General features: G+C 60.3%; 20 protein-coding genes and 2 tRNA genes. 8 read left to right on the forward strand and 14 right to left on the reverse strand.

Annotated elements, in window-relative coordinates:
- Positions 1-67: 67 nt before the first annotated feature.
- Genes mksF through mksB form a run of 3 tightly spaced genes read right to left on the reverse strand, consistent with a single transcriptional unit; the run spans position 68 to position 4,870 of the window.
- The gene (gene mksF / locus IE038_RS10230; protein WP_189395561.1) at positions 68-2,896 is read right to left on the reverse strand and encodes an Mks condensin complex protein MksF; all 2,829 of its coding nucleotides are present in this window, start codon (positions 2,894-2,896) and stop codon (positions 68-70) included.
- Positions 2,893-3,603 carry an Mks condensin complex protein MksE gene (gene mksE / locus IE038_RS10235; protein WP_163931276.1) on the reverse strand — a complete coding sequence of 237 codons (711 nt, stop codon included), beginning with the start codon at positions 3,601-3,603 and terminating at the stop codon, positions 2,893-2,895. The genes mksF and mksE overlap by 4 nt, the downstream gene beginning before the upstream one ends.
- Positions 3,593-4,870 (reverse strand): Mks condensin complex protein MksB, encoded by a 1,278-nt coding sequence (gene mksB, locus IE038_RS10240; protein WP_163931273.1) that lies wholly within the window; start codon positions 4,868-4,870, stop codon positions 3,593-3,595. The genes mksE and mksB overlap by 11 nt, the downstream gene beginning before the upstream one ends.
- A 176-nt stretch (positions 4,871-5,046) precedes the next feature.
- Here mksB and IE038_RS10245 point away from each other — a divergent pair, with 176 nt between their 5' ends.
- From IE038_RS10245 to can, 3 genes are all read left to right on the forward strand, one after another.
- On the forward strand, positions 5,047-5,832 hold the full coding sequence (locus IE038_RS10245) for an energy transducer TonB (RefSeq protein ID WP_163931272.1): 786 nt from the start codon (positions 5,047-5,049) through the stop codon (positions 5,830-5,832).
- Positions 5,825-6,277 (forward strand): ribosomal protein S18-alanine N-acetyltransferase, encoded by a 453-nt coding sequence (gene rimI / locus IE038_RS10250; protein ID WP_099773507.1) that lies wholly within the window; start codon positions 5,825-5,827, stop codon positions 6,275-6,277. The genes IE038_RS10245 and rimI overlap by 8 nt, the downstream gene beginning before the upstream one ends.
- 76 nt (positions 6,278-6,353) lie before the next feature.
- On the forward strand, positions 6,354-6,992 hold the full coding sequence (gene can / locus IE038_RS10255; RefSeq protein ID WP_065760608.1) for a carbonate dehydratase: 639 nt from the start codon (positions 6,354-6,356) through the stop codon (positions 6,990-6,992).
- A gap of 47 nt (positions 6,993-7,039) precedes the next feature.
- Here can and IE038_RS10260 read toward each other — a convergent pair whose 3' ends face one another.
- Positions 7,040-8,209: a hypothetical protein gene (locus IE038_RS10260; RefSeq protein ID WP_163931269.1), complete on the reverse strand. Its 1,170-nt coding sequence runs from the start codon at positions 8,207-8,209 to the stop codon at positions 7,040-7,042.
- Positions 8,210-8,283: 74 nt separating this feature from the next.
- On the opposite strand from IE038_RS10260, the gene IE038_RS10265 reads away from it, so the two are divergent.
- Entirely contained in the window at positions 8,284-8,886 is a 603-nt protein-coding gene (locus tag IE038_RS10265; protein WP_163931266.1) for a D-Ala-D-Ala carboxypeptidase family metallohydrolase, read from the forward strand.
- Here the strand turns inward: IE038_RS10265 and IE038_RS10270 are convergent.
- The gene (locus tag IE038_RS10270; protein WP_163931262.1) at positions 8,840-9,718 is read right to left on the reverse strand and encodes a LysR substrate-binding domain-containing protein; all 879 of its coding nucleotides are present in this window, start codon (positions 9,716-9,718) and stop codon (positions 8,840-8,842) included. The genes IE038_RS10265 and IE038_RS10270 overlap by 47 nt on opposite strands.
- A 725-nt stretch (positions 9,719-10,443) precedes the next feature.
- On the opposite strand from IE038_RS10270, the gene IE038_RS10275 reads away from it, so the two are divergent.
- On the forward strand, positions 10,444-11,061 hold the full coding sequence (locus tag IE038_RS10275; protein WP_163935448.1) for a LysE family translocator: 618 nt from the start codon (positions 10,444-10,446) through the stop codon (positions 11,059-11,061).
- A 253-nt stretch (positions 11,062-11,314) separates the two neighbouring features.
- Here the strand turns inward: IE038_RS10275 and IE038_RS10280 are convergent.
- Positions 11,315-11,391: transfer RNA gene (locus IE038_RS10280), tRNA-Met, on the reverse strand.
- A 183-nt stretch (positions 11,392-11,574) separates the two neighbouring features.
- Here IE038_RS10280 and IE038_RS10285 point away from each other — a divergent pair.
- The 3 genes from IE038_RS10285 (at position 11,575) to IE038_RS10295 (ending at position 14,335) form a co-directional block, all read left to right on the forward strand.
- Positions 11,575-12,792 (forward strand): MFS transporter, encoded by a 1,218-nt coding sequence (locus tag IE038_RS10285; protein ID WP_163935452.1) that lies wholly within the window; start codon positions 11,575-11,577, stop codon positions 12,790-12,792.
- Between the two features lie 117 nt (positions 12,793-12,909).
- Positions 12,910-13,053 (forward strand): hypothetical protein, encoded by a 144-nt coding sequence (locus IE038_RS10290; protein WP_189395562.1) that lies wholly within the window; start codon positions 12,910-12,912, stop codon positions 13,051-13,053.
- Between the two features lie 124 nt (positions 13,054-13,177).
- Entirely contained in the window at positions 13,178-14,335 is a 1,158-nt protein-coding gene (locus IE038_RS10295; protein ID WP_189395563.1) for an MFS transporter, read from the forward strand.
- 186 nt (positions 14,336-14,521) lie between these two features.
- On the opposite strand, the gene ychF is transcribed toward IE038_RS10295, so the two are convergent.
- From ychF to IE038_RS10335, 8 genes are all read right to left on the reverse strand, one after another.
- Positions 14,522-15,622 (reverse strand): redox-regulated ATPase YchF, encoded by a 1,101-nt coding sequence (ychF, locus tag IE038_RS10300; protein WP_189395564.1) that lies wholly within the window; start codon positions 15,620-15,622, stop codon positions 14,522-14,524.
- 21 nt (positions 15,623-15,643) lie between these two features.
- Complete coding sequence (gene pth, locus IE038_RS10305) at positions 15,644-16,228, reverse strand: aminoacyl-tRNA hydrolase (RefSeq protein ID WP_065761926.1); 585 nt, start codon at positions 16,226-16,228, stop codon at positions 15,644-15,646.
- 78 nt (positions 16,229-16,306) lie between these two features.
- Complete coding sequence (locus IE038_RS10310; RefSeq protein ID WP_189395565.1) at positions 16,307-16,903, reverse strand: 50S ribosomal protein L25/general stress protein Ctc; 597 nt, start codon at positions 16,901-16,903, stop codon at positions 16,307-16,309.
- A 139-nt stretch (positions 16,904-17,042) separates the two neighbouring features.
- Positions 17,043-17,984: a ribose-phosphate pyrophosphokinase gene (locus IE038_RS10315; protein ID WP_099773531.1), complete on the reverse strand. Its 942-nt coding sequence runs from the start codon at positions 17,982-17,984 to the stop codon at positions 17,043-17,045.
- Positions 17,985-18,031: 47 nt separating this feature from the next.
- Positions 18,032-18,106 (reverse strand) — tRNA-Gln (locus IE038_RS10320).
- Positions 18,107-18,140: 34 nt separating this feature from the next.
- Complete coding sequence (gene ispE / locus IE038_RS10325; protein WP_163935457.1) at positions 18,141-18,992, reverse strand: 4-(cytidine 5'-diphospho)-2-C-methyl-D-erythritol kinase; 852 nt, start codon at positions 18,990-18,992, stop codon at positions 18,141-18,143.
- Position 18,993: 1 nt separating this feature from the next.
- Positions 18,994-19,611: a lipoprotein insertase outer membrane protein LolB gene (gene lolB / locus IE038_RS10330; RefSeq protein WP_163935460.1), complete on the reverse strand. Its 618-nt coding sequence runs from the start codon at positions 19,609-19,611 to the stop codon at positions 18,994-18,996.
- Between the two features lie 4 nt (positions 19,612-19,615).
- Positions 19,616-21,343: a tetratricopeptide repeat protein gene (locus IE038_RS10335; RefSeq protein ID WP_163935463.1), complete on the reverse strand. Its 1,728-nt coding sequence runs from the start codon at positions 21,341-21,343 to the stop codon at positions 19,616-19,618.
- Positions 21,344-21,519: the final 176 nt, after the last annotated feature.

A 21,519-nucleotide genomic window follows, 5' to 3' on the forward strand; every position in this document is an offset into this window, starting at 1 on the left:
ACTCATCGCAGGCACGCCGTGTTCCCACGGATGCCTGCGATGGGGTCTGAACGGCCCCGTGCACCCACTAGGCCGAAACATCTTCCTCTTTGTGTACCACCGCCTTGATCTCTTCGTGGCGGCTGATGAATTTCCAGTCCGCTTCGTCGATGTAGATCCCGTTCGGCCCGCTACCACCTTCCAGGTCAATGGCCACCTTGGCTGACACCTGTGGCTTGACGCTGGCCAGAATCGGCACGAAGCCCAGTTGCAGGCTGGTTTCCAGCAGTGCTGCCTGGTTGCGCTCGTCGATGTCGGCCGCCTCGTCCAGGTAGTAAGGCAGGCGCACCCGGCCGGCCAGGTCACGGTCCATCAAGTGCAGCAACAGGTACATGTTGGTCAGTGCCTTGATGGTCATGGTGGTGCCGTTGGAGGCGGCGCCATCGATGTCGGTGTGGATCACTGGCTGACCACCGACCTTGGTGATCTCGAATGCCAGCTCAAACAGGTCCTTGAGGCCCAACTGGTTATGGTTGGCGGCCACCAGGCGTGCCAGGTACTCCTTGGCTTCTTCGTTCTTGTTGTCCTGTTCGGCGCTCTGGCTCAGGTCAAATACCGACAGGGTCTCGCCTTCCTCATATTGACCGGCGCTGTGGATAATCTGATCGATGTGCTTGAGCGCCTCCTTGTTCGGTGCCAGAACAATCCGGAAGCTCTGCAGGTTGGACACCTGACGCTTGTTGATCTCGCGGTTGAACAGCGCCAGCTGGTGTTCAAGGCTGTCGTAGTCGCTGCGGATGTTGCGCAGGGTTCGGGCGATGTCGGTGACCGCTGCACGGCGCGCCTTGCCCAGGGTCAGGGCTTCATCCTGACGATGGGCATAGGCGTTGATCAGCAGTTGCAGGCGGCGCTCCATGTCGTCTTCGCTGTCGAACTTGGCCACGCCCTTGAGGCGTACCTGGGCGTAGAGTGCTTCAATCTGGCCATCGCAGCGCAGCAGGCCCTGCCAACTGTCCTGGTAGTCGTTGAGCAGCGGCAGCAGGTTGTCCATCGAGTCGTCCACCGGCTCCATGAACGGCGTACCGAACGGCAGGTCGGCTGGCAGAAGTTGGCGGCGTCGCAGCGCATCGTCAAGGGTGCGTTGCTTGGCCTCCATGTCGGCGATCTGCCGGCCGACCAGTTGCAGCTTGGCCGACAGTTGCTGGACGCGTTCGGTAAAGGCGTCGCTGGAGCGCTTGAGTTCGTCCTGGGCGGCCTCCAGCTGCGCCAGCTGCTCGAGTTTGTCGCCTTCTTCTGCGCTCAGCGTCTGGGCGCGGCGGAAGTCTTCCAGTGCTTTTTGGGCGTCCAGTACCTGTTGGTACAGGGCTTCGGTCTGGGTCTTGCTCGCGGCACGGTCAGCGGCGACGGCCTGTTGCGTCTTGAGTTGCTTGAGTTCTTTTTCCAGACGTTCTTTCTGGTCGCGCAGGGCCGCTCGGTCGGCCAGGGCCTGCAGCGCAGGGGGCTCAATGTGCGACAGGTCGATGGACAGGCCCGGCACTTCAAAGCGTTCGCCCTTGAAGCGTTCCAGCACTGCTTCCAGGGATTTGACCCACAGCTCGCTGTCGTCCAGTTCGATACCGCGCTCGCCCAGTGGCAGGCTGAACAGGGCGCCATTGAACAGGCGCATCAGGCGCTCGACGTCCTGTTGTGAGAACTCTTCGCGCAGGCGGGCATAGCTGTTGTTGTCGGCATGGTCGAGTTGCTGTTTGACCGACTTCAGTCGCTTTTCCAGGTCTCGCAGGCGTTCTTCAAGGTCTTCAGCACTGAACTGCCGTGACTGGGCGAGGGCGCCGGCCAATTCATCGTGGGCGTCCTTGGCCGCCAGCAGTTGCTGCTCCAGCACCTTGACGTCATCGACCAGGGCAAAGCGGTGCTTGAGCACCGACAGCTCACCCAGCCAGCGCTGGATGCCGGTGATCTCGCGTTCCAGGCGCATCAGTTCCTGGGTGCCGCCGCGCTGATTGTTCTGCAGGGCGTCCTGCTCGTTGCGGTAGTGTTCAGACTGGATGACCAACTCTTCCTTGCGGGCCATCGCATAGTCCTGCCAGGTACCCAGCAGCGAGTCGAGCAAGGGCGACAGGCGGTGCAGCTTGCCGCGCAGGATGTCGCGCTGAGTCACGCCGTTGGCCAAGGCCTCGACCAATGGGCCTGCTGAGACCAGGGCGTTGTAGTCCTGCTCCATGCGACGCACGTCACGGAAGGCTTCCTCGCAGGCGGCGATGTAGTCGACGCTGCCCGAACGCAGGCTGTGCTCGAAGGCATCGAGGAACAACTGCTTGAGCTTGGCCGCTGTGATCTCGCGCATGTGCAGCAGGTTGATGAACAGGGCGCGGAAGGTCTTCAGGCTCTGTTCGCTGGTGGAGCGCAAGGGAATCAGGGTCAGGTCCAGTGGCACTGAGGTGTGCCCGCCGACCAGCAGTCGACGCAGTTCGTCAGGCTTGAGTTCGTAGGCCTTCAGGCCATTGCGCTCAAGATTGCTGAACAGTTCTTTCTGGCGCAGGCAGGTGTCGTTTTTCTGGTAGTGCGCCAGGTCCAGCTCACCGGCATAGGCGAAGAACTGGTGGCCGAAACCGCCACCTGGGCCGCGTCCGACCACGCCGATCACGTGCGGGCCATGGGGCAATGAGACTTCACAGAGGATGTAGCTGGTATCGCTGGCGAAGTAGAAACGCCGTGACTGCTCCAGGCTGTACTTGCCGAAGCTCATGTCCGACATGCGTGCCAGGATCGGGAACTGCAGGGCGTTGATCGACGCACTCTTGCCCAGGTTGTTTGCACCGTAGACTGACAGCGGGTGCTCCAGCGGGAACAGGCCAAGGCTGTAGCCGGCCGTGTTGAGCAGTGCAAAGCGGCGGATGCCGTAGCGTTCCTGGCTCATGCATCAATCTCCTGTTGCTCTTCGGCGATGGCGCGGGCCAGGGCCTCTTCTTCGGTTTCGTCCAGGTCGTCGAACGGGCCCAGGTCGAGCGGATCGTCAGTCTTGAGCAGTTTCTCGTCGCTGTCCTCGTCGACCAGTACTGGCGTCGGTAGTGGCAATGCGCTGTGCAGGCTGGCGGCCAGGTCGCGGTCTTGCTGTACCGACAGGCACACGTCGAGGAAGCGGTGCATTGGCGGCAGGAAGCGGTAGATACCATTCTCTTCGCTGGCAAACCCGAGTTGGGTCATGCGCCGCATGATCTTTTCTTCCAGTTCGTCTGGTGTCTGGACTTCAGCCTGGATGAACAGGTCGCGGTATTTCTCCAGCAGCGACGGCAGCTCATCACGGCCCAGGCTGCCGCCATCCAGCACGGCGATCGGGTCGCGTCCCTGATCTGCCAGGTGTTCTACCAGAATGAAGGTGAACAGCGAGAGGCGTTGGGCGGTCTTGTTTACTTGCGCGGCGGCCTGCTCGGGGACGAAGTAGTAGAAACCACGGGTATCGCAGACCAGCTCGAAGCCCAGGGCTCTGAACAGGCCGCGGTACTGGTCCTGAAAGTTCGACAGTTGAGCGTACAGCTCGGGGTCGCGGCGGCTGATGTGGAAGCCCTTGAACAGCTCGCGGAAGATCGGCGCGAGCTGGGACAGTTCGGAAAGATCAAGATGCATGTGAGGTGCTCGCAGTAGGCTCCAGCGGCGTTTCGCGGCTGGACGTCAGGGCGAATGAGCGCAGGCTGACCTGGTGCTCGCGGGTGTTGTAGTCACGGCGCTCAAGGCGTTCGCGGGTAAAGCGCTTTTCTCGCGACAGGCGCGAGAACCAGTACAGCAATTCGTCGGTGGCGCATTCGGGTTCCTGCTCCAGCAGCCAGGTCATCAGGTCTGGCATTGGCAGGGCGTCGGTGCAGCGTTCGAGCATTTCCTTGACCGTGCGCGGTGCGCGCGGTGGTTCGCCCTTCTGGCTCTTGTGCGCCTTGGGGAACTGCGCGGGCTTGGGCTCGAAGCGGGCCAGGGCATAGACATAGGCTTCCACCTGGCTGGCGCTGCCGAGGAAGGTGCTCTGCGGCCGGGTGAACAGGGGCATGGCTGCGTGCGGCACGGCGTCCAGGCCTTTACGGCGGATTACCGACAGGGCCAGTGCCGCGCCACGGGTTACGGCGTTGTGTCGACGCGCCTCTTCACGCAGTGGCAGAAGCAGTTCGCGGGCATGACGCAGGGTCAGTTGCGCGCTGGTCTGCATCTCCAGGATGCGGGCATGGGTTCGCAGCAGCATGTCGTCGTCGACCAGTTGGCCCAGGCGCGCCTGTTCACTGAGCAAGCGCAGCAGCACGGTCTCGACCTTGCGAACGCCTTGCTCGAAGGCACCGTCGGCGTTGACCAGTTGGATCATCGGTTCGACGTACTCGTCCCAGGTTGCCAGAACTTCGGCGTAACGCTGGCGCAGGGGGATCTGCCGGTCGCTGGTCTTGGCCCGTTCGGCCACGGCCACCAGTGCCTGTTCGTCGTTGTCGAGCTTTTTCAGTACGTCACGCACACGCATGTCGAGCAGGCGCAACTGACGTGCGAGGTCGTTGCCGTCGCGAATGTCGAAGGCGTCCTGGATGTGGCCGGCCAGGCGTTCGAGGTGGCGCAGGTAGGCTTCAATCTCCAGGCACAGGCCCAAGCGGTGCTCGCGTCGCAGGTAGGCGAGGAAATCGTGGATCTGTGCATTGAGCTCAAAACGGTTCGGGCTCTTGGCCACGGGCACCAGAATGTCCAGGCGAATCCACACATCGAGCAGGTTGGTGATGTCCTGTGGCGTGCTTTCCAGTTGCTGGGTCGCCAATTGCAGGCGCAATTCTGCCAGGCTCAGGGTGCCCTGGTCGAAGCGCTCGCACAGCGGCTCGAGCAAGGCCCAGTGTTCGGCTAGGGCGCGCAGGACGCGTTTGGGTTCGATCATTGGCGGGTCGACTCGCTGCCAAATAAAAGCGCCGATTGTACTGCATCATGCGGTTGTCGATTCACCCCTTGATCGTTTGTGGGTATTGCTGGGCGGTTTTCTGCCGATCAACTGCGGCGCCGGGCAACGAAGGGCGGTAGAATGTGTGCCCTGACTTATCCACAGATGGCCGACCTTTGCTCACCGAGTCCCGCCGCCGCGCTTACCTCCATGCCATGCAAGTAGTGCCTTGGCTGCCGCGTACCGAACTGCCGTTCGCTGCGCCGTCGCGCCCTGAGCTGTTGCTGCCGTTGGAGCCGCTGGTAGAGGAGGTTGCGCTAGTGCCAGTGCCGCAGGCTGCGCCGGTTGCAGTACCGGTGGGCAAGCCGAGTGAGCGGCAGAAGATCGAGATCCCGCGCCCCAGCGCCACTCCGCGAGCTGCCAGCAAGTCGCCGGAAGCGACGGAGGAGGCGGTAGCACCGGTAAAGGCTGTTCCCGTTCCGCCGCCGCGTTTCGCCTTGCAGCTGCTGCGTGCAGGGCGTTGCCTGGTGTTGGTCGAGCTGGCTACGGGTGAGCCGTTCCAGAGCCGCGATCCGTCCTACCTGCTGCTCAAGGACATGTTGCGCGCCGCAGGCCTGCCGGACAGCCCGCAGATCATTGGCGAGCCCGTGCGCTGGCCGTTGCTGGTGCGGGGCAACCTTGACCAGGGGCCGGAGGCGGCTCGTGATTTCGTTCAGGGCTTTATCCAGGCCCGTCTGGAAGAGGCACCTTGCGCCTGCCTGTGGCTGGTCGGTCTGCCTGCCGTGCGCTTTGCCGGCGAGGCCGATGAGCAGGCGTATTACCGTGAGCTACCGGTCGAGGGCCTGGGTCATACCTGGGCCTTGCCGGGTCTTGAAGTGTTGATGGACGAGCCGCAACGCAAGGCGGACGTCTGGAAAGCCATGCGTCGGCTGATGGCGCGCTGGAAACCAAGCGATGAGTGACACAATCAGCTTCCGCCGGATGACCGAAGCGGACCTGGATGCCGTACTGAAGATCGAATATGCCGCCTTCAGTCACCCCTGGACCCGAGGGATCTTTCTCGACGGGCTAAAATCCTATGAGATCTGGTTGATGTTCGAGGGCGGGCAGCAGGTGGGGCACGGGGTGATCAACGTGATCATCGATGAGGCACACCTGCTCAACATCACGGTCAAACCGGAGAGCCAGGGGCGCGGCCTGGGTCTGCGCTTGCTCGAGCACTTGATGAAGCGCGCCTACGAGCTCAATGGTCGGGAATGTTTCCTCGAGGTGCGTGCCAGCAACCAGTCGGCCTACCGGCTGTATGAGCGCTATGGCTTCAACGAAGTGGGGCGGCGTCGAGATTATTACCCCATTGCCGGTGGTCGCGAGGATGCGCTGGTGATGGCCTGCACGTTGATCGACTGAAGGCCGTTTCATGTTGGGCGTGACCTGTTCGGCGTGGCGCCTGTCAGAGACTGCGGATCATCTATGAGGCTTGAACATGCACGACCTACAAGAACTGATTGATAACAACGCCCGCTGGGCCGATGCAATCAAACAGGAAGATCCGGAGTTTTTCGCCAAGCTGGCACGCCAGCAAACGCCTGAATTCCTGTGGATCGGTTGCTCGGATGCGCGCGTACCGGCCAACGAAATCGTCGGCATGCTGCCCGGCGATCTGTTTGTTCACCGTAACGTTGCCAACGTGGTGCTGCACACCGACCTGAACTGCTTGTCGGTGATCCAGTACGCCGTAGACGTGCTCAAGGTCAAACACATTCTGGTCACCGGCCACTATGGCTGTGGCGGTGTGCGGGCCTCGATGCAGGATCGCCAGCTGGGCCTGATCGACGGCTGGCTGCGTTCGATCCGTGACCTTTACTACGAGAACCGCGTGGCGCTTTCGCAGTTGGCCACCGAGGAAGAGCAGGTGGACCGCCTTTGCGAACTGAACGTGATTCAGCAGGTGGCCAACGTTGCTCATACCAGCATCGTTCAGAACGCCTGGCATCGTGGGCAGAGCCTGTCGGTGCATGGCTGCATCTACGGCATCAAGGATGGCCGCTGGAAGAGTCTCAACACGACCATCAGCGGCTTTGAGCAGTTGCCGCCGCAGTACCGTCTGCGCCCACAGGACTGACCTTGGTCGCCTCATTGTCGGCGTTGCCGACAATGAGGCTTGAGCGATCAGCTGTCTTCCAGAGGCTGCTGTAGCGTTTGCAAACGGCGTCTTACCGCGTCGGTGTTACATTTGGCTGCAGCCTGTTCCGGGCTCATTTCCCGAATTGAACGGTAGAACAACTCGCACGTCTGCGTCTTCGCGGTGACCTGCCATTTCTGCGTACAGGCATTCAGCGTGGCCTTGGCATCAGCCTTGGGGTTGTTGCCCATGCCAGCCTGCCAGCAGGCAGCGCTGAGGTCCTGGCCCATCATCTTCAAACCCGCCGCATCTGCCTGGTCCTGGTTGCCTTCGTGGTTGGCTTTGTCGGCGGTGTACCAAATGGCGCTGGGGTGGTTTGAGCCCAGTACCGGTACGTGTTGCCCGGTCGTCGGGCTGATGCTCACCAGGCCCAGTACGTTCAAGCGTTGGCCATAGGTCTGCTCTATCCAGGTACGCACGGGTGAACCAAATGCCACCATCGGCAGCGAGTCCCCCCTGGCGTTGCGGGTAACCTCTTTGACCATGCTCGTCTGGTAGTCATTGAAGTACCCGTAGGTGCCCTCCAGCGCCTTGCCGGCAGTGGCTGGGGCGGCAATCGGGGCAATATCGACGATGGTCTGGAAGGCCGGCGTGTTATCCACAGGTACACCATTGACACTCAGCAGGTACGCCCAGCGATCAGTGGTGTTCGAGCGCAGGTAATCTTGTGCCTGGGTTAGCGAATAGTCTGGCGGAAAGTGCAGCAACTCGATGCTGCGGCGGTTTTCAAGGGCCATGCCCAATGGCAGGAACAGCAGCCAGTTGTAGGCCCACTTGCCATCGCGGTTGAGTTGGCTGGCGCCTTGGTAAGCGAGTTCGCCATTGTCGAGCAGACGCTCCAGTGGTTCGCCATAGGTGGCGGGGACGTCTGTAATGTCGGCATACAGGGTGTCATTGTCTCTATTCACCCTGACCGTCGCTTGGCTGTAGCCGTCTCGCGCTACGCTCTGCTTCAGGTAGTGCTCGACCGTCTGTTCCAGGGTCCAGTCTCGCAAGCAGATGACGCTGCAGTTGTTAGGGTAGGCAAACAACCTGCTGACCCGTTGCTGATCTCCCAGGGTGACTCGGGTGTCCGCCTGTGGTGTGGTGCTCAAGGCCAAGGCGCACAGCCCGAGTGCCAAGGGTAGTACAGTGGTTTTGCGCGTCTTTGACTCCATGCCAGCGGCCTCTCTCCTTTGGGTAGTCGAGCCATACTGTAGGCATTGCTGTGGGCTTGGGAAGTGGAGCGTTTATGCGGGTGATACTGCGCAAGGTGGCGCTGTCTGTGATCGGTTTGTGGTTCGGTACGCTGGGTGCGTATGCCGACGAGCGCGATGTGCGCGTGTTCGCCCTCTGGGCTGGCGATCATGAGACGCGAGCATTCCGTGACATGCTGGTCGAGGCGCGCCTCTATGGCAGGGTTCCAATACATGAGTTGCTGCGTTCGGCCAGCGACTGGCAGCTGTGTGCTGCGGAGCCATTCGCGGTACCGCCCGTGGGGCAATGGCCCGCTGTACGCTCGACCCTGCAACTGCTCAAGGTCCTGGGTGACCAGCGTGTCCTGAGCCGTTATGAGGTTGTTTCGGCGTACCGTAATTCCACACTCAATACGTGTGCCGGTGGCGCTGTTGGCAGCGCACACACCCGCGCGTTTGCGGTTGACCTGTTGTTGCCCCTTGGTGCCGATCCCGCGCCGTTGTGCCGTTTCTGGCAAACCCAAGGCGCTGCCTGGAACATGGGGCTGGGGCGCTACCCTACGGGGCGGATCCATATTGATACGGCCGGCTATCGGACCTGGGGTGGGGATTTCAGCTCAGGTTCATCGTTTTGCCAGCGTCTTGTGACTGCGCCGTGATCCACTCAGCGAAGCGTCGATACATGGCGTGCTCGGCAATGGGCTGGGGGCAGAGCAGGTAATACGCGGAACCGTCCTTGATAAAGCCCTGAGGCGCCTGCAACTGCCCGGCCGCGATTTCGTCCTGCACCATCAGGAACGAGGCCATTGCCAGTCCCAGTCCGGCCACTGCAGCCTGGATGCACAGGTAGAAATGCTCATAGTCGGCTCGGCTGCAGTCCTTGGCGGACTGGTTGCTCAGGCGTAACCAGGTATTCCACGCATTGGGCCTTGAGCCCGTGTGCAGCAGTCGTTGCCCGACGAGTCCTTGTGTTGCCAGGGCGTTGTTGCCTACCGGGCCTACGCGTTCGTCACAGACCTTAACGGCGTCCAGGCCTTTGCTCCATGGGAAGTCATCGCGGCGCAGCGCGAGGTCAATACCGCTGCCGATAAAGTCCACTGGGCCGCCGGCCGCCACCAGATGGATGTGGATGTCTGGGTGCGCGGCATGGAAGGCCGGCAGGCGTGGAATCAGCCATTTCATGGCAATAGTCGGTTCGCAGGACAGCACCAGAACGTTTTCCCGCGCCTGTTGTTGCAGACGATAGACCGCACCTTCCAACTGCTCGAACAGCGACTGGGTGGTGCCATGCAGGGCGCGTCCGGCAGCCGTGAGGAAAATCGCCCGGTTGCGTCGCTCAAACAACTGCACCCCGAGGGACTCCTCCAGCAAGCGTATCTGCCGGCTGACCGCGCCATGGGTGACGTGCAGCAGTTCGGCGGCACGAACGAAACTTTCGGTTTGCGCCGCGACGTCGAAATAGCGGAAGGCGGAGAGGGCGGGCAGCTTCATATCTGTGAGGAAAACTAGCGGATTTGTCGCACTATAAATCGCTTTTTAGCCACAACGAAGCTTTCGATAATACGCGCCGTACAGAGCAGATTCTCTGTGGGGTTCAGGCATTCGCGGTGCTTGCATCGTTGGCAAGCCAACTCCCACAGGGAACAGCGCAGAGCACTGCTTTTCTGTGGGATGCAGGCTTGCCTGCGATGGTGTCGGCGGTGTGTCAGCAACTGCGCGGTGCTTGCATCGTTGGCAAGCCAACTCCCACAGGGAACGGCGCAGAGCACTGCTTTTCTGTGGGATGCAGGCTTGCCTGCGATGGCGTCGGCGCAGTGTCAGCAACTGCGCGGTGCCTGCATCGTTGGCAAGCCAACTCCCACAGGGATCGGCGCAGAGCACTGCTTTTCTGTGGGATGCAGGCTTGCCTGCGATGGCGTCGGCGCAGTGTCAGCAACTGCGCGGTGCCTGCATCGTTGGCAAGCCAACTCCCACAGGGATCGGCGCAGAGCACTGCTTTTCTGTGGGATGCAGGCTTGCCTGCGATGGTGTCGGCGGGGTGTCAGCAACTGCGCGGTGCTTGCATCGTTGGCAAGCCAACTCCCACAGGGATCGGCGCAGAACACTGCATTTTCTGTGGGAGCAGGCTTGCCTGCGATGGCTTGGTGCGGGCATCAGTGCCCGCTGCCCGAGCAGAGAGCATCTGTGCATTTTACTAGCAGATAGAGGCGCTTTACGTGAATGAGTTGATTGCTGTTGCCCTGTTCACTGTTCTGGCGGTGATCAGCCCCGGTGCGGACTTTGCCATGGTCACGCGCAGCAGTTACGCCTTCGGCCGCAAGGCCGGTCTCATGGCGGCGTTGGGGATTGCCTGTGGCGTGCAGGTGCATGTGTTGTACACCGTGCTGGGGGTCGCGTTGATCATCAGCCAATCACCGTTGCTGTTTTTGGCGATGAAGGCGTTGGGTGCTGGCTACTTGATCTACCTGGGCTACAAATCCCTCACCAACACACAGCGTGTCGCGCTGGGGGATAATGACGGCTCCAGTCGTTTGGGTGTGTTCGCTGCATTCCGCTCGGGCTTTCTGACCAACGCCCTGAACCCCAAGACCATGCTCTTTGTGGTCAGCGCCTATACCCAGGTGGTGCAGGCGGACAGCTCGCTGGTGACCGACCTTGGCTATGGCTTCTTCATGTCCTTCGCCCATTGGGTGTGGTTCAGCCTGGTGGCCGTCTTTTTCTCCAGCGACGCCTTGCGGCGCACGATGCTCGATCGTCAGGGGCTGGTGGACAAGGTGATTGGCATGGCGTTGATAGGCCTTGGGGTGGCGGTGGTATTTGCCGGTGTTCGCTAGTGTGGGGTAACGAACCTTGTTCGGTGCTTGATGTTGGCGTGGGCAGGTATCGATGGGGTGCGGGCGAGTGCGGGGTTGGAGTGCTTCTGGCTTTTCGCGCGTTGCTGCTAGAAAGAATTAACGGTGGACCTACCTGCCTTGGACGAGCTACCGCAGCCAGCATGTTATGCGTTGTCGGGGTGGGTGATCTTGCCGGTACTTTTTCGCGGGCAAGAAAAAAGGGCTTACCTTGCGGTAAGCCCTTTTTAGTACTTGGTGGCTACACAGGGACTTGAACCCCGGACCCCAGCATTATGAATGCTATGCTCTAACCAACTGAGCTATGTAGCCAAGTGGCGCGCATTATTCCCCTGAAACGAATGTCTGTCAACACCTGTTTCTAAAAAAAATTCACGCGTGATCAATTGCTTAGCCATTTCAACCTGTCAGGCCTGTATTACATGAAAAGCATGGTGCTTTGCTTAAAGGATTCCGGATAATTGGATCCCAATTTTCCGGATGGAACGCATTCCCATGGCCTTGAGCAGTGCCCAGTCCAGTTCGCCTTCTGCCTTAGCAAGCACCCAAAGCAGCCCACTGGTGATGCGAATCATCGCCGCCTGCGCGCTGGCGCACCTGATCAATGACCTGATCCAGGCCGTGCTGCCGTCGATCTACCCGCTACTCAAGGCTAATTACGGGCTGAGCTTCGCCCAGATCGGTTTGATCACCCTGACATTCCAGATCACGGCCTCGTTGTTGCAGCCTTGGGTGGGCTTTTACACCGACCGCAAACCCATGCCCAACCTGTTGCCGCTGGGCACGCTGTGTACGCTGGTCGGTATTGTGATGCTGGCGTTCGTCGGCAGTTTTTCGATGATCCTGCTGGCCTCGGCGCTGATTGGCATTGGCTCCTCGACGTTCCATCCCGAGACCTCACGCATTGCCCGGCTCGCGTCGGGTGGCCGCTACGGGCTGGCACAGTCGACCTTCCAGGTGGGCGGTAACGCAGGGTCGGCGTTTGGGCCGTTGTTGGCCGCAGCGATCGTGATTCCGTTCGGGCAGGGCAATGTGGCCTGGTTCGGCCTGTTTGCGGTATTTGCCTTGCTGGTGACCTACGGGCTGAGCCGCTGGTACCGCGAGCACCTGAACCTGTTCAAGGCCAGGCAAGGCCAGCGTGCGAGCCATGGCCTTTCCCGTCAGCGGGTCATCGGCGCCCTTGTGGTGTTGGGGCTGCTGGTGTTCTCCAAGTACTTCTACATGTCCAGCTTCACCAGCTATTTCACCTTCTACTTGATCGAAAAGTTCGACCTGTCGGTCGCCCGTTCGCAGTTGTACCTGTTCCTGTTCCTGGGGGCGGTCGCGGCGGGTACCTTCTTTGGCGGGCCGATCGGGGACCGGATCGGGCGCAAGGCGGTGATCTGGTTTTCGATCCTCGGTGTTGCGCCATTCACCCTGCTGCTGCCCTATGTCGATCTGTTCTGGACCAGTGTGCTCAGCATGATCATCGGCTTCATCCTGGCCTCGGCCTTTTCGGCCATCGTGGTTTACGCCCAGGAGCTGGTGCCGGGTAATGTCGGGATGATCGCCGGGATCTTCTTCGGCCTGATGTTCGGTTTTGGCGGTATCGGCGCGGCGCTGCTGGGTTACCTGGCCGATAGCCATGGGATCGAGTATGTCTACAGCCTCTGCTCGTACCTGCCGCTGTTCGGCCTGCTGGCGATCCTGCTGCCGTCCACAGGCAAGCAGTGAGATTTGGCTGCGCTGCCAATCGTTACCGACCTTGGTGCTATTGCTCAGGCGTAACGATTGACGGGCAGCGCAGGCTTCCCTAGAGTGCCGCCCTTCATTTTCTCCAGTAGCCGAACCATGAGCCGCTTCACCCGCCCTTACACGTTGATACAGCCTGTCATGCAGGCCGTAAGGCGTGACTGGCCGAGCGATACGGTGCTCAAGCGTCGGCGTAGCGTCCTGTTCGCCTTTACCTTTTCTCCGCCCGCCTGCCCCAACTGACAGGACGGAGGCGTGTGTGGTATTGCCACGCGTGCCTGTCCGCATCGAATACACACCTTTGTAGGTCATGCATGTGCGAGTGCAGGGATATGGCTATTCCTGCAGCAGTTGGTTTGGAGTAGAGATGGACAAGCGTTTTCTGGCGGGCCTGTTGTTCGCGGTTTCTGTTGTTGGCCTGAGCCTGGGGGCGACGTTGCCCTTGGTGTCCCTGCGGCTGTTCGAGGCCGGCGCCAGTACCCTGAAGATCGGTATCGTGTCGGCGATTCCCGCGGCGGGCATGATGCTCTCGGCGTTTATGGTTGACGCCTGCTGTCGGCACCTGACGCGCCGTACCATCTACCTGTTGAGTTTCGGGGTGTGCGCCTTGAGCGTCGCACTGATTGAGGTGGCGTTCTCCTCGATCTACCTGCTGTGCCTGTTGCGCCTGGCGCTGGGGATCGGCATGGGCATTGCGATCATTCTCGGCGAGTCCTGGGTCAATGAGCTGAGTGAAGAGCACAACCGTGGCAAAGTCATGGCGCTATACGCCACGGCGTTCACAGGTTTCCAAATGGCAGGCCCAACCATGCTGGCGCTGTTCGGCGCACAAAGCCCGTGGGTAACGATCGTGGTGAGCCTGTGCTACCTGCTGGCCCTGGCCTGCATTGTGTGGACGGTGCCTGATGACTACGTCGAGCATGGCGAGGAGGGCGAGAAGAGCTTTTCCCTGGCGGGCTTTTTCCAGGTGGCACCGGCCCTGTGCATGGGTGTGCTGTTCTTTTCCTTCTTCGATGCGGTGATCCTCTCGCTGTTGCCGGTGTATGCCTCCAGCCACGGCTTTGCCCTGGGTGTCGCCGCGTTGATGGTCACCGTGATCCTGACTGGCGACATGGTGTTCCAACTCCCCTTGGGTTGGCTGGCCGACCGCTGTGAGCGCACGATGGTGCATCTGGTCTGTGGCGTCGTCGCGATGCTGATTGGCGTGGCATTGCCCTGGCTGTTGCAAGTGCCTTGGCTGCTCTGGCCAATGCTTGTCTTGTTGGGTGCGGTTGCAGGTGGCGTCTATACGCTTGCCCTGGTGCTGATCGGGCAGCAATTCAAAGGACAGGACCTGATCACGGCCAACGCCAGTGTAGGCTTGCTGTGGGGCGTTGGCAGCCTGATTGGGCCGCTGATCAGTGGTGTGGCCATGGACATGGCGCCCCATGGGCTGCCAATGGCCCTGGCGGCGGTTGCAGGGCTGTTTGTGTGCTTTGCCCGCGGCTCTAACCGTGCGGCGCGCTTGGCTGCGGCTGAGCGGTAGGGGCTTGTCCGCGAGCACTACATCGCAGTCAGCCAGTCAGCCAGCCGGACGCATCGCTTCGTCTTGATCGTGGGCTACCACGCTGCCACAGGAGTCCATACCCCTGTGGAGGAAACCATTGGTCAAAACTGCGTCGCCATAAACGATAAAACCGCGCCAAGGCGCGGTTTTATGGGGGGTACGGGCTTAGACGTTAAAGCGGAAGTGCATCACATCGCCATCTTTGACGATGTACTCCTTGCCTTCCAGACGCCATTTACCGGCTTCTTTCGCACCCGCTTCGCCGTTGTACTTGATGAAGTCATCATAGGAGATCACTTCGGCGCGGATGAAGCCTTTTTCGAAGTCGGTGTGGATCACGCCGGCAGCCTGTGGGCCGGTAGCGCCAACGCGAACGGTCCAGGCGCGAACTTCCTTCACGCCAGCGGTGAAGTAGGTCTGCAGGTTGAGCAGGGCGTAGCCCGCGCGGATCACGCGGTTCAGGCCAGGCTCTTCCAGGCCGAGGGATTCGAGGAACATGTCCTTCTCTTCACCGTCGTCCAGCTCGGCGATTTCCGCCTCGATCTTGTTGCACACCGGCACCACGATCGCGCCTTCTTCTTCGGCAATGGCCTTGACCACGTCCAGGTGCGGGTTGTTCTCGAAGCCGTCTTCAGCCACGTTGGCGATGTACATGACTGGTTTGCTGGTCAGCAGGTGGAAGCCGCGGATCAGGGCTTTCTCGTCATCGGCCATATGCTTCATCAGGCTGCGCGCAGGCTTGCCTTCGGTGAAGTGCGGGATGAGCTTTTCCAGAATGGCTTTCTGGGCCAGGGCGTCCTTGTCACCGCCTTTGGCGTTACGCGCGACTTTCTGCAGTTGCTTTTCGCAGCTGTCGAGGTCGGCGAAGATCAGTTCCAGGTCGATGATTTCGATGTCGCGCTTGGGGTCGACGCTGTTGGAGACGTGAATCACGTTGTCGTCTTCGAAGCAGCGGACCACGTGGGCGATAGCGTCGGTCTCGCGGATGTTGGCGAGGAACTTGTTGCCCAGGCCTTCACCTTTCGAGGCGCCGGCCACAAGGCCCGCGATGTCGACGAATTCCATGGTGGTAGGCAGCACCCGCTCAGGCTTGACGATGGCAGCCAGGGCGTCCAAGCGTGCATCAGGCATCGGCACGATGCCGCTGTTCGGCTCGATGGTGCAGAAGGGGAAGTTCTCTGCCGCGATACCGGATTTGGTCAAGGCGTTGAACAAGGTGGACTTGCCGACGTTGGGCAGGCCGACGATGCCGCAATTGAATCCCATGGTGAATCCCTCTTCGTGGAGTCAGGCCTTCTGGCTGTGCAGCTCTCTCATCGCACGCGTCCAATCGCCGGCGAGGATGTCCGGCAGCACGCCGAGGGCAAAATCGATACTGGCATCCAGTTTTTCCTGCTCGGCGCGTGGCGCCTTGCCCAGGACAAAACCGGACACCTTGCTGCTGTCACCCGGGTGGCCGATGCCAAGCCGCAGACGGTGAAAGTTATTCTGATTGCCGAGCTGCGCGATGATGTCGCGCAGGCCGTTGTGCCCGCCATGGCCACCGCCCAGCTTGAGCTTGGCGACGCCAGGAGGCAGGTCGAGTTCGTCGTGGGCCACCAGGATGGCTTCTGGCGGTATACGGAAAAAACCGGCCAGTGCCGCGACAGCTTGGCCGCTGCGGTTCATGTACGTGGTGGGGATAAGCAGACGAACATCTTTGCCCTGATAGCTGAATTTAGCTGTCAGGCCGAAATACTTGCGGTCAGCGGTCAGGTTCACGCGCTGGGCGCTGGCAATGCGTTCTACGAAAAGAGCCCCTGCGTTATGCCGGGTCTGTTCGTATTCGGGGCCGGGATTTCCCAGGCCGACGATCAGTTGAATGGCGGTCACGTCAGGGGCTCTTCCTTGGAGTTGTGGGCCACGCGTTACGGCTGCGTGGCCCGGGCAACACCGGCGTGCTGAGTAAAATTACTCGGCAGCGCCTTCAGCTTCAGGCGCAACACGCGGAGCGTGAACGTTGGCTACTGCCAGGTCGTTACCGTGAGCCAGAGCGACGAACTCGACGCCTTTCGGAGCTTTCAGGTCCGACAGGTGAACGATGGTGCCGACGTCGGCGTTAGCCAGGTCAACGGTGATGAACTCAGGCAGGTCTTTGGCTTCGCAAGAAACTTCGATTTCAGCCACTACGTGGGAGATCTCGCCGCCTTTCTTGGTTGCAGCTTCTTCGTTTACGAAGTGAACTGGAACCTTGGCAGTCAGTTTCTGGCCAGCAACAACGCGAACGAAGTCGGCGTGCAGGATGATGCCTTTCGATGGGTGACGTTGCAGTGCTTTAACAACAACGTTCTGCTTGGCGCCGTCGACATTCAGTTCGATAACGTGGCTGAAAGCAGCTTCGTTTTCGAACAGCTTGGCGATTTCTTTAGCCAGGATGCTGACCGATACAGGGGCAGTGTCGCCACCGTATACAACAGCAGGAACTTGGCTGGCGAGACGACGCAGGCGGCGGCTCGCACCTTTCCCCAGGTCGTTACGCGCTTCGGCGTTCAGGATGAAATCAGTCATTTTGTATCTCCAAAATAGCCTCTCCGACTTGGCGTTTGCGACCAGCGCCAAAGCGGGGTTGGCAAAAAAGCCCCGCCCCAACAACCAGTGTTGGGGCGGGGCGCTTTACGTCAACGTGATCTCGAAAAGGGCAGGGCCCTTAGCGGAACATCGCGCTGATCGATTCTTCGTTGCTGATGCGGCGAACCGCTTCAGCGACGACCGGTGCGATATCCAGTTGACGGATACGGTCACAGGCTTGAGCTGCGGCGGACAGCGGGATGGTGTTGGTCACCACCAGCTCGTCCAGCACGGATTTCTCGATATTCTCGATCGCCCGACCCGACAGGACAGGGTGCGTGCAGTAGGCGTAAACCTTGGCAGCGCCGTGCTCTTTCAGGGCCTTGGCCGCGTGGCACAGGGTGCCGGCGGTATCGACCATGTCGTCGACCAGAATACAAGTACGACCCTCAACATCACCGATGATATGCATCACTTCGGAGTGGTTGGCCTTCTCTCGGCGTTTATCGATAATCCCGAGATCGACGCCCAGCGACTTGGCAACGGCACGTGCACGCACGACGCCACCAATGTCTGGGGAGACAATCATCAGGTTTTCGAAACGCTGGTCTTCGATGTCATCCACCAGAACGGGGGAGCCGTAGATGTTATCTACTGGAATATCGAAGAAACCCTGGATCTGGTCAGCGTGCAGGTCGACAGTGAGAACACGGTCGATACCGACGACGGTGAGCATATCAGCAACGACTTTGGCGCTGATTGCAACACGCGCCGAACGCGGACGGCGATCTTGGCGGGCGTAACCGAAGTAAGGAATCACGGCGGTGATTCGGGAGGCAGATGAACGGCGGAAGGCGTCAGCCATCACTACCAATTCCATCAGATTATCGTTGGTTGGCGCACAAGTCGGCTGAATGATAAATACGTCTTTACCGCGGACGTTTTCATTAATCTCAGTGCTGATTTCGCCGTCGGAAAACTTACCGACAGAAACATCACCCAGTGGGATATGCAGCTGACGTACGACACGCCGAGCCAGATCGGGGTTAGCGTTCCCCGTAAAGACCATCATCTTGGACACGCGCAGTACCTGAAGGCTGAGGGTAACCTGGATGAGTATAAGGAAAATGGCAGGGGCGGCTGGATTCGAACCAACGCATGGCAGGATCAAAACCTGCTGCCTTACCGCTTGGCGACGCCCCTGTATCTGTTGCTGCGAGTGCCTAACACTCGATTCCTAGAGCAGACTCTGCAGCTTGCGATGCAACATCGAAACGTTGCTTCCCTTTGCTACAAACCCTGTTTGGGTCTCTGTAAGAAGGGCCAAAACTTTATCAGCTTCAGCTTTGCTTGGGAAGGCCCCAAACACACAACTTCCAGTTCCGGTAAGTCTAGCTTCAGTGAACTTGCTGAGCAAATTCAATGAGTTACGTACTTCTGGGTAACTCTGCTCTACTACCGGTTGGCAGTCATTTCGACTGTTTCCCTTGGGAACGGGGCGCATATTAATGGGCGCTGAATCACGTGTCAACAAAGGATGTGAAAAAATTTCTGCTGTACTTACAAATACTTGCGGGACGAGCACGACATACCAGGGTTCTTCAGGATCGACCGGGGTGAGCTTTTCGCCCACGCCCTCGGCGAATGCCGCGTGGCCACGGACGAAAACCGGGACGTCGGCACCCAGGGTCAGGCCCAGTTCGGCCAGTTGGTCTTCGTTCCAGCCCAATTGCCATAGATGGTTAAGGCCCAGCAAGGTGGTGGCGGCATCTGAGCTGCCGCCGCCGATGCCGCCGCCCATGGGCAAGATTTTTTTCAGCCAGATATCAACGCCTTTGCGGCAACCAGACAGTGCCTGCAGTTTTCGCGCAGCTTTCACAATCAGGTTGCTGTCGTGGGGAACGTTCTCGATCTCAGTGTGCAGGCGTATTTCGCCGTCGTCACGCGCGGCGAACGACAGTTCATCGGCATGGTCGAGAAACTGAAACAGGGTTTGCAGTTCGTGATAGCCGTCGGGGCGGCGACCCAGAATGTGCAGCATCAGGTTGAGCTTGGCCGGTGCCGGCAGTGTCAAGGTGGCTGTGTGCATTTCAGTGCCCCAACTGGCGTGGTTGCCAGTCCTTGACCACCAGGGTCACGTCCAGGTTCTGGCCGTGCAGTTTGAGGCGCTCCGGCAGCCAGTAGCCATTTTGCTGGATGTAGCTCAGGTATTCGACGTTCCAGCCATCCTGGTCGAGGCTGGCCAGGCGGCTGTCGCCACCCAGGGTCAGGCGGCTCTTGCTGCCCGGTGCGGGCAGGCCGCGTACCCACCAGACCAGGTGCGACACTGGCAGTTGCCAGCCCAATTGTTCCTCCAGCAAGGTCTCCGGGCTCTGGGCCTCGAAGCGTCCCTGGTTGGCGACTTCCAGGACGACCTGGCCCGGGTGGCCGGTCAGGCGGGCGGCGCCCCGACCCAGCGGGCCAGACAGGCGAATATCGTAATAGTCCTGGCGTTGCAGCCAGAACAGGGTGCCGCTACCGGAGTCTTTCGGTGCGCGGATACCCACCTTGCCGTTGATCTGCCAGCCGTCGAGGGTGCTCAGTTGTTGTTTGTGCTCGCGCCACAGTTGTGGGCTGCCCTGGCCCTGAAGGGCCTCGCGGGAGCCGAAACCGGCGCAACCGGCAAGCAGGGCGATCAGGCTGAAGGTAATGCAGTGGCGCAGGAACATAGGCTTACAGAGTCTCGGATCCGGTCAGGCGCAGGAGGGTTTTGCGCAGGATGGGGCTGTCAGGTTGGTCTTCGAAGGCTTTGGCCCAGACCTGGCGGGCTTCGCGGCGTTTGCCGTTGACCCAGAGCACTTCGCCCAGGTGAGCGGCGACTTCGTGGTCGGGGAAGCGTTCCAGGGCCTGGCGCAGCAGGCGTTCAGCTTCGTCGAGGTTGCCCAGGCGGTAGTTGACCCAGCCCAGGCTGTCGAGCACGGCCGGGTCTTCCGGGTTGATCTGGTGGGCTTTCTCGATCAGGCCTTTGGCTTCGGCATAGCGTGTGGTGCGATCGGCCAGCGTGTAGCCCAAGGCATTGAGGGCCATGGCATTTTCCGGCTCGCGGCTGATGATGCTGCGCAGGTCCTTTTCCATCTGGGCCAGGTCGTCACGCTTTTCCGCAAGCATGGCGCGGGTGTAAAGCAGGTTCAGGTCGTCCGGGTACAGCTTGATGGCCTGCTGCAGCACCTGCAGGGCCTGGGCGTCCTTGTTGTTATTGCCGAGGGTTTCGGCCTCGATCAGGTACAGCTGAATGGCGTAGTCCGGTTGGGCTTCACGCGCTGCGGCCAGGCGCCGAGAGGCCTCGGTGGCACGACCGTTGGCGATGAGAATATCGGCCTGACGCAGTTGTGCCGGCAAGTAGTCATTGCCGGGGCCAACCTGAGCGTACTCGATCAACGCGCCCTCCGGGTCGTTGCGCTCTTCATGCAGGCGACCCAGGTTCAGGTGCGCCGAATCGACCCGGCTACCCCGGGCAATCAATTCCTGCAGGTAGGCTTCGGCTTCGTTCCAGGCCTTGGCTTCCAGGCTGACCAGTGCCAGCGAGTAGCGCAGTTCGTCATCGTCCGGGTATTGCTGCAGCAGGCTGGCGAACTCGACCTTGGCATCCTCGACCCGGTCCTGCTCAACCAGCATGCGCGCATAGGTCAGGCGCAGGCGTTTGTCGTCGGGGTACTTGCGAATGGTCTTTTGCAGCAGCGGCAGTGCTTCCTTGCCGCGATCCAGGCTTTGCAGCAGGCGCGCCTGGAGCAGTACCGGCGCAATTTCGCCAGCCTCTGGCGGGTGCTGTTCGAGCAGTTCCAGTGCGGCGTTCGCATTGCCATCCTGTTGCAACAGCAGAGCCTTGCCGAACACCAACTGACTATTGTCCGGGTACTTCAGCAGCAGGCGGTCGAAACTTTTTTGCAGGCCGTCACGGGTTTCCTGATCGGTTTCGGCGGCCGATAGCGCCAGGAAATCGAAGTGTGTGTCACCCTGGCCCTGCAGAACCTTTTCCATGTAGTTCATGGAATCGTCATAGCGCCCGGCCCGTGCCAACTGGATTGCAGCGGCACGCTGTGCATCGAGGCTTTCCGGTGCGTTCTTCGCCCAGATCAGTGCCGTGTCCAGCGCAGCCTGGTCGGCACCGAGGTACTCGGCGATGCGAAAGGCGCGTTCGGAGATGCCTGCGTCCTGGGTTTTGATCGCTTGGGCGACATAGTTGTCCAGTGCGATATCGAAGCGATTGCGCTGGCCTGCCAATTCGGCGGTCAACAGGCTATAGACGGTGTCCTGGCTGAAGGATCCGTAGACCGTGGGCTTGGCCTGCTCAGGAGGTGCAGTTTCGGCGGCAGGCGCCTTGGCATCCGGGGATTCCGGGGCCAGGGTCTGGCAGCCCTGAAGCAAGGCAAAGGCAAGGAGCAACGCGGAGGATCTATTCATAGTGGGGATTTTGGGCGACTAACCTGCGGTCGGATCATCATGACACAAGCGCTAGGGCAAACCCATAAGTGATGGCCTCTGGAAGTACAGACTTAGGTACTGACTATAGAGACAATAGTGAGCGGTGGTTGTTCTCTAACCTGCGAAGTAGGACAATTATCGGCTTCACGTCATAA

It is taken from the genome of Pseudomonas laurentiana (assembly GCF_014648275.1).
GTDB lineage: Bacteria > Pseudomonadota > Gammaproteobacteria > Pseudomonadales > Pseudomonadaceae > Aquipseudomonas > Aquipseudomonas laurentiana.

Excerpts from the sequence above, each read along its gene's own strand:
- IE038_RS10335 (WP_163935463.1), bottom strand. The coding sequence starts at position 21,343 with ATGAATAGATCCTCCGCGTTGCTCCTTGCCTTTGCCTTGCTTCAGGGC.
- IE038_RS10265 (WP_163931266.1), top strand. The coding sequence starts at position 8,284 with ATGCGGGTGATACTGCGCAAGGTGGCGCTGTCTGTGATCGGTTTGTGG.
- IE038_RS10285 (WP_163935452.1), top strand. The coding sequence starts at position 11,575 with ATGGCCTTGAGCAGTGCCCAGTCCAGTTCGCCTTCTGCCTTAGCAAGC.
- IE038_RS10295 (WP_189395563.1), top strand. The coding sequence starts at position 13,178 with ATGGACAAGCGTTTTCTGGCGGGCCTGTTGTTCGCGGTTTCTGTTGTT.
- IE038_RS10310 (WP_189395565.1), bottom strand. The coding sequence starts at position 16,903 with ATGACTGATTTCATCCTGAACGCCGAAGCGCGTAACGACCTGGGGAAA.
- IE038_RS10260 (WP_163931269.1), bottom strand. The coding sequence starts at position 8,209 with ATGGAGTCAAAGACGCGCAAAACCACTGTACTACCCTTGGCACTCGGG.
- rimI (WP_099773507.1), top strand. The coding sequence starts at position 5,825 with ATGAGTGACACAATCAGCTTCCGCCGGATGACCGAAGCGGACCTGGAT.
- ispE (WP_163935457.1), bottom strand. The coding sequence starts at position 18,992 with ATGCACACAGCCACCTTGACACTGCCGGCACCGGCCAAGCTCAACCTG.
- mksF (WP_189395561.1), bottom strand. The coding sequence starts at position 2,896 with ATGAGCCAGGAACGCTACGGCATCCGCCGCTTTGCACTGCTCAACACG.
- lolB (WP_163935460.1), bottom strand. The coding sequence starts at position 19,611 with ATGTTCCTGCGCCACTGCATTACCTTCAGCCTGATCGCCCTGCTTGCC.
- IE038_RS10290 (WP_189395562.1), top strand. The coding sequence starts at position 12,910 with ATGAGCCGCTTCACCCGCCCTTACACGTTGATACAGCCTGTCATGCAG.
- IE038_RS10270 (WP_163931262.1), bottom strand. The coding sequence starts at position 9,718 with ATGAAGCTGCCCGCCCTCTCCGCCTTCCGCTATTTCGACGTCGCGGCG.
- can (WP_065760608.1), top strand. The coding sequence starts at position 6,354 with ATGCACGACCTACAAGAACTGATTGATAACAACGCCCGCTGGGCCGAT.
- mksB (WP_163931273.1), bottom strand. The coding sequence starts at position 4,870 with ATGATCGAACCCAAACGCGTCCTGCGCGCCCTAGCCGAACACTGGGCC.
- mksE (WP_163931276.1), bottom strand. The coding sequence starts at position 3,603 with ATGCATCTTGATCTTTCCGAACTGTCCCAGCTCGCGCCGATCTTCCGC.
- ychF (WP_189395564.1), bottom strand. The coding sequence starts at position 15,622 with ATGGGATTCAATTGCGGCATCGTCGGCCTGCCCAACGTCGGCAAGTCC.